We start from the raw sequence: 9,845 nt of genomic DNA, 5'->3' as shown, positions 1-9,845 counted from the left end.
TAAAAACAAAAGCATATCAATTCAAAAAACAACATCTCAACACAACACACTTCATCTCATCTCAACACAACAAATAAAAGAACAAAGTATTACGTTAGGATGGAGAGAGAAGGATTTGAACCTTCGAAGCTTTCGCGGCAAATTTACAGTCTGCTCCCTTTGTCCACTCAGGTATCTCTCCTTTTTTATTTTAAGGTTGTTTTACATCAATAAATATCATTAAATTAAAACAAATAATAATAAAAATTGAGATTAAAAATATTTTGTTAGAAAGAACTTCAACTCTATCACTTTTATAAGTTAATAATGATACAATTAACCAATAAATACTACTGAAAGTCATTGACGTTAAATACATAAATCCTGTAAAACCATTGAAAAATAACATTATTTCTGCAAATATAAAACATAAAATATAAATGATAATATGTTGTTTTGTTATTAACAAACCTTTACTTGTTGGAAAAATTGGTATGGTTGCTAACATATATTCATTTTTTTTTAATAAAGCAATGGAATATGAATGTGGAATTTGCCATAAAAAATGAATTAAAAAAATTATTATTGCAGCTAAATCTATATTGTTACTAATAGAACAATATCCCATAATTGGCGGAAGGGATCCAGACAAACTACCTATGAGAGTGCTATACGCAGAATTTCTTTTATAATATAAACTATACATTAAAATATATATTACAATTCCTATTAAGGACAAACTCGTTACTAAAATATTTGTTGTTTTATAAAGTATTGTAATACCTAATACAAACAAGATATAAGCATAATTTATAGCCTTTTTAGTAAAAATAAATTCTTTTATTAAGACTCTATTATTTGTTCTTAACATGATACTATCAATGTCTAAATCTATATAATTATTTATTATACAACTAGAAGCTATAATTAAGATTATACCCAACAAACTTCCTAATAAAATTTTTATAGTCCAATTATAAGATAAAAAAATCCCTCCTAATATAGAAATCAAATTTCCTATTAGAATTTTAGGTTTTATTATTAAAAAATAGTTTTTATTTACCATTTATATTAGAAAAAATCCATAATGAACCACCTAATATAATAAACATAATGGTTAATGTAAATAATAAAGATCCAACATATATATTTGTGTCTAATTGAGAAATTTCTTTGATATTTACAAAATATATCATTTGAACAACAATTTGTAATATCGCAAACAATGCAATTATTATTTTTATTGCCAAGTTAGGAAATCTTATATTACCAACAACAACCATATAGGCTAAAGCTGTTAATAATAAGGAAATTATAAATCCAATTATACAATCTTTTAGATGCTTTAAATTCAATTCATATTACCCCTATTAAATATACAATTGTATAAATACAAACCCATATAATATGTAAAAAATGCCAAAAAATACTTAAACATAACAAACTCGTTTTATTTTTTATATTTAACCCTTTAAACAAAATGTTTAATAATAAACACAGCCCCCAATATATACCTATAATAATGTGAATACAATGTGTTCCTATTAATGTAAGATACGCTGAAATAAAACTACTTGTTTTCGGAATAAAACCTTTATTTATTAAACTCATAATTTCTTTCAATTCTAAACTTACAAATAATGCACCTAATAATAAAACTATGATTAAATTAAATACAATGTGTTCTTTTTTTAAAACTAATACAACTATACCTATAAAAAAACTACTTAATAATAAAATTATTGTTTCTATATTTACCATAAACATATTATAAATTATATTTTTTTTACTTAATAAAACATATACAGCAAATAATACAGAAAATAATATACAATCACTTAAAAGATAAATCCAAAAACCTAATAATATTTTCTTTTCACTTACATTGTCTATTTTATACATTGTTATACCTAACCCTAAAACGTAAACTTATATAAATCTTTTTTCATTTTTTTTTATTTCCTTTACATTTATATAATAATATTTATTTTTACTATATATATAAAACAGATAGGTAATTATTATTCCTATAAATCCTACAATAGATAACCACCAAATATACCAAACCATTGAAAAACTAAAAATTAAACTAAATAAAGAAATTATAAAAGCTTTACAAGTATCTTTAGGCATTTTTATTTTTTTATATTTATTTTTTTTTACATATTGTCTTTTTTTTCTAACCCAAACCTGATCCCTATCAATCACCTTTGGTATATTTGCAAAATTATAACTTTGAGGAGGAGAAGATATACTCCATTCTAAGGTTCTTCCATTCCACATATCACCTGAATAATCTTTATTTTTATCTTTTTCTATTATACTTATAATTAATTGCAATACTTGACAAAGTATGCCTACTAAAATTATTATTGTTCCAAACATTGCTACAAATAAGAATAGATGCCAAATATTATTTTTATAGTAACTTACTCTTCTTGTCATTCCTAATAACCCCAAAATATATAAAGGAACAAATGCTACAAATAAACCTATTAACCAACAAAAAACTGTATATTTCCCTAATTTTTCATTTAATTTAAACCCAAATATTTTAGGAAACCAATAATTTAAACCTGCTAAATACCCAAATATTACACCTCCTATTATTACATTATGAAAATGTGCTACTAAAAACAAACTATTATGTAATAAAAAATCTATACCAGGAATAGCTAATAATACTCCCGCCATACCTCCAAAACTAAACGCTATTAAAAATCCTACTGTCCATAAAATTGGAACACTACATTCTATTTTTCCTTTATACATTGTAAATAACCAATTAAATATTTTTACGCCGGTTGGTATTGAAATTATCATTGTAGAAATCCCAAAAAATGCATTTACATCTGCACCTGCTCCCATAGTAAAAAAATGATGCAACCATACTATAAATGATAATACTGTTATTACAATCGTTGCAAAAACTAATGATTTATAACCAAATAACCTTTTTTTACAAAACGTTGCTACTATCTCAGAAAAAATTCCAAATGCTGGTAAAATTAAAATATATACTTCAGGATGACCCCACGCCCAAATAAGATTTACATACAGCATTGGATTGCCACCAAAATGATTCGTAAAAATTTGCATATCTAAATATCTATCTAAAGTTAATAAACAAATCGTAGCAGTTAAAATGGGAAACGACATAATTATTAAAATGTTACTACATAAAATTGTCCATGTAAAAATAGGTAATCTCATAAAATGCATACCTTGAGCCCGCATTTTTATTATAGTTACTAAAAAATTTATACCAGATATTAAAGTTCCTATGCCTGAGACCTGTAAACTCCATATCCAATAATCCACACCTACACCTTTACTAAATTCTATTCCAGATAAAGGTGGATATGCTAACCACCCAGTTGAAGCAAATTCACCGATAAATAAAGAAATATTAATTAAAATACCAGAAAATACGGTTAACCATAAACTTAAGGAATTTAAAAAAGGAAATGCAACATCTCTTGCACCAATTTGTAAAGGAACTATTATGTTTATTAAACCGAACATAAAAGGCATCGCCATAAAAAATATCATTATTACACCATGTACTGTAAAAATTTGATCATAATGATATGAAGGTAAATACCCTATATTATCTTTATAAGCAATAACTTGTTGTATTCTCATCATAATTGCATCTGTAAAACCCCGTATTAACATAATAAATGCAAATATAATATACATTATACCTATTCTTTTATGATCTAATGTTTTTATCCACGTATTCCAAATATATAACCATTTTTTAAAATACGTTATTACACTAACAATAAAAACACTAACAAAAAAGACGAATATTCCTGTAAATAAAATTATAGGTTCTTTATAAGGTATAATTTCCCAATTTAATCTACCAAACATCTTTCTTTATACTCCTTTATTTTTAAATAATTTTAAATATTTTTTATCTAAAGAGGAATAATATTCTATTTTGTTATTCACAGTTTCTTTTAATAATATTTTATAATTTATATTCCTTTTATATTCTTTTATTTTTTTTATCCACTTTTCAAAATTTTTTAATGAGACTACTAAAACTTTAAATTTCATGCCAGAAAATCCTTTACCACTAAAATTAGTAGACATTCCTATATAATTACCTTTTTTATTTGAAACCAAGAAATTTGTAGTTTTCATCCCTGACATAGCATACATTTGACTGGATAACTGTGGAATAAAAAACGAATTCATTACAGTTTCTGACGTTATTTTCAATTCTATGGGAACATTTAAAGGTAAAACTAATTGATTTATGGTGGCGATTCCTATTTTATTATAAATAAATAACCATTTCCAATCTAAAGATATTACTTCTACGTTAATTATATTAATATTGTTATTGTTAAGTGTTTTTTGAGGGTCTAATTCATGAGTACTTTTCCAAGTAATAAGCCCTAAAATTAAAATAATCATAACGGGAACCCCCCAAATGACCACTTCAACATTTTTTGAATAATCCCAATCGGGTTTATATTCTATTATTTTTTTTCTTTCTCTAAAGTTGTAATAAAAATACAATGTCATAAATATAACAGGAATTACAATGATTAACATCAATAAAGTTGATATAATAATTAAATATTTTTGTTCTACAGATATTGCCCCGCCTGGAGTTAAAACACTTATATATCCTTCATTATTTAAGATCAAAATAAGTAATAAACTTAAATATATTCTTTTTTTCATTTAACTGTCCACAATTAAATTAATTTCTCTCTCATCTTCATCTCCCTACCCTACCCTACACTACTCTTCTAAAAATGAACGTAAAGCTTCTGAACGTGATGGATGCCTTAATTTCCGTAATGCTTTTGCTTCAATTTGACGAATTCTTTCACGAGTTACATCAAATTGCTTACCTACTTCTTCTAACGTATGATCTGTTGCCATATCTATTCCAAATCTCATTCGTAAAACTTTTGCCTCCCTATCTGTTAATTCACTTAATACATTTCTTGTTACTTCCACCAATCCTTCATCTGTTGCTGCTTCTATTGGTGATGCTGTTATATTATCTTCTATCACATCACTTAAATAATAATCTTCATCTTCGCCAATAGGAGTTTCTATTGAAATAGGTTCTTTTGCAATTTTCATAATTTTTCTTATTTTATTCTCTGATATTTCAAGTCGATTACTTAATTCTTCTGGAGTCGGTTCTATTCCTCTTTCTTGCAACATTTTTCTTGATAATCTTTTTAATCTATTTATTGTTTCTATCATATGTACTGGTATTCTTATTGTTCTTGCCTGATCTGCTATTGATCTAGTTATTGCTTGCCGTATCCACCAAGTAGCGTAAGTAGAAAATTTATACCCTCTGCGATATTCAAATTTATCAACTGCTTTCATTAAACCTATATTACCTTCTTGAATTAAATCTAAAAATTGTAACCCACGATTTGTATATTTTTTTGCAATTGAAATTACTAACCTTAAATTAGCTTCAATCATTTCTTTTTTTGCTTTATGTGTTTTATATTTTCCTATTAACAACTTTCTATTTATTTCTTTTAATTCAATAACCGATAAATTTATTTGTTTTTTTTCTAGACAAATTCTTTTTTGTGATTTTAAAATGTTACTTCTATATTTTTTTATACTATTTTGTTTATCTGAATTTGAATTATATTTAAATGTATCTAACCACTTTAAATTAGTCTCATTACCTTTCAAACTGTTTATAACTTCCTTTCTTGATAATTTTATCATATTTACCATATGTTTTAATATTAATTTTTCTTGAATTCTTATATTTTTTATACTTAAACGAACTTTACCTAATAAACATTCCAAATGTTTTGGCAACAATTTGATTTGTGCAAAGACGTTTGATAAAATTTTTAATTCTATTTTTGTTTCTTTTGAGTCAAAACCATATGTTAACCCGGTTTTTTTTACTTTTTTATTTTGTTTACGAATGGTGTCAAAAATTTTCTTTGTTAAGATAGGGTCAGGTCCTTCATTATAAGTTTCATTATTAAACACATTGTTGTTAACTTTTAATGTTTCTTCTTTTGTGAAATACATAAAACCTGTAAACAAATCAGAAAGTTTTCCTTCGGATTCTTTTATTATTAACTCATAAATTTCGATGATATAATCAACTGCTCCTGGTAAATATGCAAGTGCTGCCATAATTTCTTTGGTACCTTCTTCTATTTTTTTTGCTATTTCTATTTCACCTTTTCTATTTAATAATTCTATATTTCCCATTTCTCTCATATATACTTTTACGGGATCAGTATTACGAAGTTCATTTTCTTGTTTAAAACATTTTTTTTCACTTTTTTCTTCAAAATTCGAATAACTTTTTTCTACTTCGGACAATTTATCAATTATATTAATTCCTTTTTCTTTAAAACTACATATGATATCCTCTAATTTTTCATCATCAAACAACTCACAAATTTCTGAATAAATCAAAAATCCTTGTTCCTTACCTTTATTTATTAATTCTTTTATGTTTAACTCTAAATTATCCAACATATTTTACTCTACATATTCTTTATTTAATTCTGTCAAATTTTATTATTTTTTCTTTTAATTAAAATATTTACACCATCTAATAATTAATTATTGTACTCTATTTTAATAAGGTTACATAATTAAATATAAACTTTATTCATTATGACAACACAACACAACCTTCGATTCTTTATTTTTTCTTAATTTAATATTTACGTTCAAAGCGTTTACGTTCTCGTTTTATTTTTTTCATATAACGTTTTATAGCAGCAGCTGCTTTTCTTTTTCTAACAGTTGTAGGTTTTTCATAAAATTCTCTACGACGTACTTCTGATAATATCCCTCCTTTTTCACAAGATCTTTTAAATCTTCTTAAAGCAACATCAAATAATTCATTTTCTCTTATTTTTATATAAGGCATGTTTTCTCCTTTTTATTTTTGAATATAATATAATATTAACATGATTATCTTAGGAATTGAAACATCTTGTGATGACACTTGTATTGCACTATATAATACTAAATCTGGTTTAATTGCAAATAAAAAATATACTCAACCTATACACACTATTTTTGGAGGAGTTATCCCAAAATTTTCTTCCATATATCATTTAAACAAATTAATTCCTATTATGAAATCCTTATTATTAAATTTAAAACTTTCTCCAAATAATATCACTGCAATTGCATTCACTGTTGGACCAGGGTTATACAATTCCTTACTTATTGGAGCTTATGTTGCTTATAGTATTTCTTATACACTTAAAATACCTATTTTAGGGATTAATCATTTAGAAGGACATATATTTTCAGCTATGTTAAATAAAAAAAAACCTGAGTTTCCTTTTATTTCTTTATTAATTTCTGGGGGTCATACTCAATTAATTGATGTACAAAATATAGGACATTACAAAATAATAGGCCAATCCAAAGATGATTCGCTTGGAGAAACTTTTGATAAAATATCAAAACTCCTTAACCTTTCATATCCAGGAGGAAAAAAATTATCTCATTTAGCATGTTTTGGTAAAATCAAACCTCAAATTTTTTCCAAAATTTTAGGAACTAATATAACTTTCAGTTTTTCTGGCATTAAAACATATATTTTAAATTATTTAAAACAATTAACTAATAAAAAAAAAGCTAATTTAGCAAAATCATTTGAAGGATATATTCTTAATATGCTGAGTTTTAAATGTTATAAAGCTTTAATTAAAAATGGTAGATCTTGTCTTATAATTTCAGGTGGTGTAAGTGCAAATAATAACATTCGTAAAAATATTTTAAAACAAAAATTTAATAATTTTACAATTTCTTATCCCAAAAACCTTCTTTGTACAGATAATGCTGTAATGATTGCTTATTTAGGAGCTTTACGTATCACTTCAGGCGAAAAACTAAATAATAAGATCATTCTACAACCCAATTGGTCTATAGAAACACTTAAATATCCTTTATTTTAATGGCATACCTTTTTTATTATAAAGTTTTGCCCTAATTCTTTCTTCATTTTAATTCTCAAACTTAGTATATTTTCCTATAAATCTAATATTTATAACACCTATTGGTCCATTTCTTTGTTTTCCTATTATTAACTCCGCTATACCTTTATTATCTAAACTTTCCCCATTATACACTTCATCTCTGTAAATAAATAAAATTAAATCTGCATCTTGTTCAATTGCACCGGATTCTCTTAAATCTGAAATTATTGGCCTTTTATTAATTCGTTGTTCTAATGATCTATTTAATTGTGAAATAGCTAATACAGGACAATTAAATTCTTTAGCTATACTTTTTAAAGATCTAGAAATCTCCGAAATTTCAGCTGTACGATTATATAATATGGAAGAAGAAACATGCATTAATTGTAAGTAATCTATCATTATTAAACTTATTTTTCCTGTATCTCTTATACATCTTCTTATTTTTTTTCTTATTTCTATTGGTGTTAATATTGGAGTATCATCTATAAATAATTTACAATTCTTAATTAATTTTAATGATTCTGTTAATTTTAACCAATCCTCTTCTCCAATCTTACCTTTTCTTATATTATTTTGATCTATACGTCCTAATGAAGATAACATTCGTAATATTATTTGTTCAGCAGGCATTTCCATAGAAAAGATTATTACTGGATCCTCCTTATTGTTTTTTATAAAATATTCAATAATATTCATTGCAAAACTTGTCTTACCCATAGAAGGTCTACCTGCTATTATTATTAAATCTGATCTTTGAAAACCAGAAGTCATTTTATCTAATTCATTAAATCCTGTTAATAATCCAGTCATAGAACTTTTGGTACTATATATTTTATTTATACGTTCAATTGTTCTATTTAATACTTCATTTATATTTACTAAATTTTTAACTCTATATTTTGATTCAGAAATTGTAAATATTAATTTTTCAGCTTTTTTTATTATTTCTTGCACATTCTTACCCTTTTGATTAAAAGCTTCTTTTGCGATTTTATTTGAAATCATTATTATTTTTCGTAAACTAGAACATTCTTTAACTATATCTGCATAAGCAATAATATTATGTATTGTATGGTTTTTTCTAGATAATTCTGCTAAATAACTTATTCCACCAATTTTATCTAACTTATTTTTTTTTACTAAAGATTCTGCAACAGTTACTATATCTATTATTTTATTTTTTTCTGCTCTATCTTTTATTGCATCAAATATATATTTATGTTCTATACTATAGAAATCGTCTTTGATAATAATTTCCGATATTTTCTTCCACGCTTCATTATCAAGCATTAAACCTCCTAATATTGCTTGTTCTGCTTCTAATGAATGAGGAGGTATTTTAAATTGTGTTATATTATTATCATAAATTAGTTTTTTCATTTATTTTTTTTATATTTATTTTTATATTTATTTGTGAAAATAATTTTATTTTATATTCTCCATTTTTTTTTATTATGTTTTTATTAATGTTTATTTGATTTTTATTTATTTTTATTCCATAATTTTCCTTTAAAATTTGTGACAAATAACGTCTTCCTATTGTACCAAATAATTTTCCTGCTGGTCCTGTTTTACAAAATATTTCTATTTTTACATTTTTAAGTTTATTTTTAATTTGGTTTATATATTTTTTATATTCCTTTAAAAAGTATTTACGTTTTTCATTTAAAAACTCTATATTCTTTTTGTTTGATATAATTGCTAAACCTTTTCTTCTTAAATAATTTCTAGCATAACCATTTTTTACATTTATTATCTCACCTTGTTTTCCACTGTTACTATTTTTCTCAATTACTATAACTTTCATATACCCCGCCCCTTGTGTTTTGTTTTATGTTGTTTGTGCTTATCTTTGCTTTTCTTGTGGTGTGTTTATTTGTTTTTATTTTTATT

The 9,845-nt window shown here is 24.5% G+C and carries 10 protein-coding genes and 1 tRNA gene; 1 reads left to right on the top strand and 10 read right to left on the bottom strand.

All coding sequences use genetic code 11. The annotated features are described in order from the left end of the window. Positions 1-100: 100 nt before the first annotated feature. From H7S46_RS01430 to rpsU, 8 genes are all read right to left on the bottom strand, one after another. Positions 101-181 (bottom strand) — tRNA-Tyr (locus H7S46_RS01430). 9 nt (positions 182-190) lie between these two features. Next, positions 191-1,045, bottom strand: a complete 855-nt coding sequence (gene cyoE, locus H7S46_RS01425) for a heme o synthase (RefSeq protein WP_183043055.1) — start codon at positions 1,043-1,045, stop codon at positions 191-193. Then, the gene (locus H7S46_RS01420; protein WP_183043054.1) at positions 1,035-1,334 is read right to left on the bottom strand and encodes a cytochrome o ubiquinol oxidase subunit IV; all 300 of its coding nucleotides are present in this window, start codon (positions 1,332-1,334) and stop codon (positions 1,035-1,037) included. The genes cyoE and H7S46_RS01420 overlap by 11 nt, the downstream gene beginning before the upstream one ends. 1 nt (position 1,335) lies before the next feature. Beyond that, a complete protein-coding gene (locus tag H7S46_RS01415) occupies positions 1,336-1,881 on the bottom strand; it encodes a cytochrome c oxidase subunit 3 family protein (RefSeq protein WP_183043053.1) in 546 nt (181 codons plus the stop codon). 27 nt (positions 1,882-1,908) lie between these two features. Beyond that, a complete protein-coding gene (gene cyoB / locus H7S46_RS01410; protein WP_183043052.1) occupies positions 1,909-3,858 on the bottom strand; it encodes a cytochrome o ubiquinol oxidase subunit I in 1,950 nt (649 codons plus the stop codon). Positions 3,859-3,864: 6 nt separating this feature from the next. Continuing rightward, positions 3,865-4,683 (bottom strand): ubiquinol oxidase subunit II, encoded by an 819-nt coding sequence (gene cyoA, locus H7S46_RS01405; protein ID WP_183043051.1) that lies wholly within the window; start codon positions 4,681-4,683, stop codon positions 3,865-3,867. 60 nt (positions 4,684-4,743) lie between these two features. After that, positions 4,744-6,486 (bottom strand): RNA polymerase sigma factor RpoD, encoded by a 1,743-nt coding sequence (gene rpoD / locus H7S46_RS01400; RefSeq protein ID WP_183043050.1) that lies wholly within the window; start codon positions 6,484-6,486, stop codon positions 4,744-4,746. A gap of 184 nt (positions 6,487-6,670) precedes the next feature. Further along, on the bottom strand, positions 6,671-6,886 hold the full coding sequence (gene rpsU / locus H7S46_RS01395) for a 30S ribosomal protein S21 (protein ID WP_183043049.1): 216 nt from the start codon (positions 6,884-6,886) through the stop codon (positions 6,671-6,673). A 40-nt stretch (positions 6,887-6,926) separates the two neighbouring features. On the opposite strand from rpsU, the gene tsaD reads away from it, so the two are divergent. Continuing rightward, positions 6,927-7,928, top strand: coding sequence for a tRNA (adenosine(37)-N6)-threonylcarbamoyltransferase complex transferase subunit TsaD (gene tsaD / locus H7S46_RS01390; protein ID WP_183043048.1), 1,002 nt, complete (start codon positions 6,927-6,929; stop codon positions 7,926-7,928). A 48-nt stretch (positions 7,929-7,976) separates the two neighbouring features. Here tsaD and dnaB read toward each other — a convergent pair whose 3' ends face one another. Next, a complete protein-coding gene (gene dnaB, locus H7S46_RS01385; protein ID WP_183043047.1) occupies positions 7,977-9,332 on the bottom strand; it encodes a replicative DNA helicase in 1,356 nt (451 codons plus the stop codon). Continuing rightward, positions 9,313-9,759, bottom strand: a complete 447-nt coding sequence (rplI, locus tag H7S46_RS01380) for a 50S ribosomal protein L9 (protein WP_183043046.1) — start codon at positions 9,757-9,759, stop codon at positions 9,313-9,315. Before rplI ends, dnaB begins: the two co-directional genes overlap by 20 nt. Positions 9,760-9,845: the final 86 nt, after the last annotated feature.

It is taken from the genome of Candidatus Portiera aleyrodidarum, assembly GCF_902713745.1.
GTDB classification, from domain to species: domain Bacteria; phylum Pseudomonadota; class Gammaproteobacteria; order Johnevansiales; family Johnevansiaceae; genus Portiera; species Portiera aleyrodidarum_D.
Note: the sequence above shows the minus strand (reverse complement) of the source record. Positions and strands in the feature narration are given on the sequence as shown.

Coding starts and splice junctions, on each gene's coding strand:
- dnaB (WP_183043047.1), bottom strand. CDS start 9,332: ATGAAAAAACTAATTTATGATAATAATATAACACAATTTAAAATACCT.
- rplI (WP_183043046.1), bottom strand. CDS start 9,759: ATGAAAGTTATAGTAATTGAGAAAAATAGTAACAGTGGAAAACAAGGT.
- cyoA (WP_183043051.1), bottom strand. CDS start 4,683: ATGAAAAAAAGAATATATTTAAGTTTATTACTTATTTTGATCTTAAAT.
- tsaD (WP_183043048.1), top strand. CDS start 6,927: ATGATTATCTTAGGAATTGAAACATCTTGTGATGACACTTGTATTGCA.
- rpsU (WP_183043049.1), bottom strand. CDS start 6,886: ATGCCTTATATAAAAATAAGAGAAAATGAATTATTTGATGTTGCTTTA.
- cyoE (WP_183043055.1), bottom strand. CDS start 1,045: ATGGTAAATAAAAACTATTTTTTAATAATAAAACCTAAAATTCTAATA.
- H7S46_RS01415 (WP_183043053.1), bottom strand. CDS start 1,881: ATGTATAAAATAGACAATGTAAGTGAAAAGAAAATATTATTAGGTTTT.
- rpoD (WP_183043050.1), bottom strand. CDS start 6,486: ATGTTGGATAATTTAGAGTTAAACATAAAAGAATTAATAAATAAAGGT.
- cyoB (WP_183043052.1), bottom strand. CDS start 3,858: ATGTTTGGTAGATTAAATTGGGAAATTATACCTTATAAAGAACCTATA.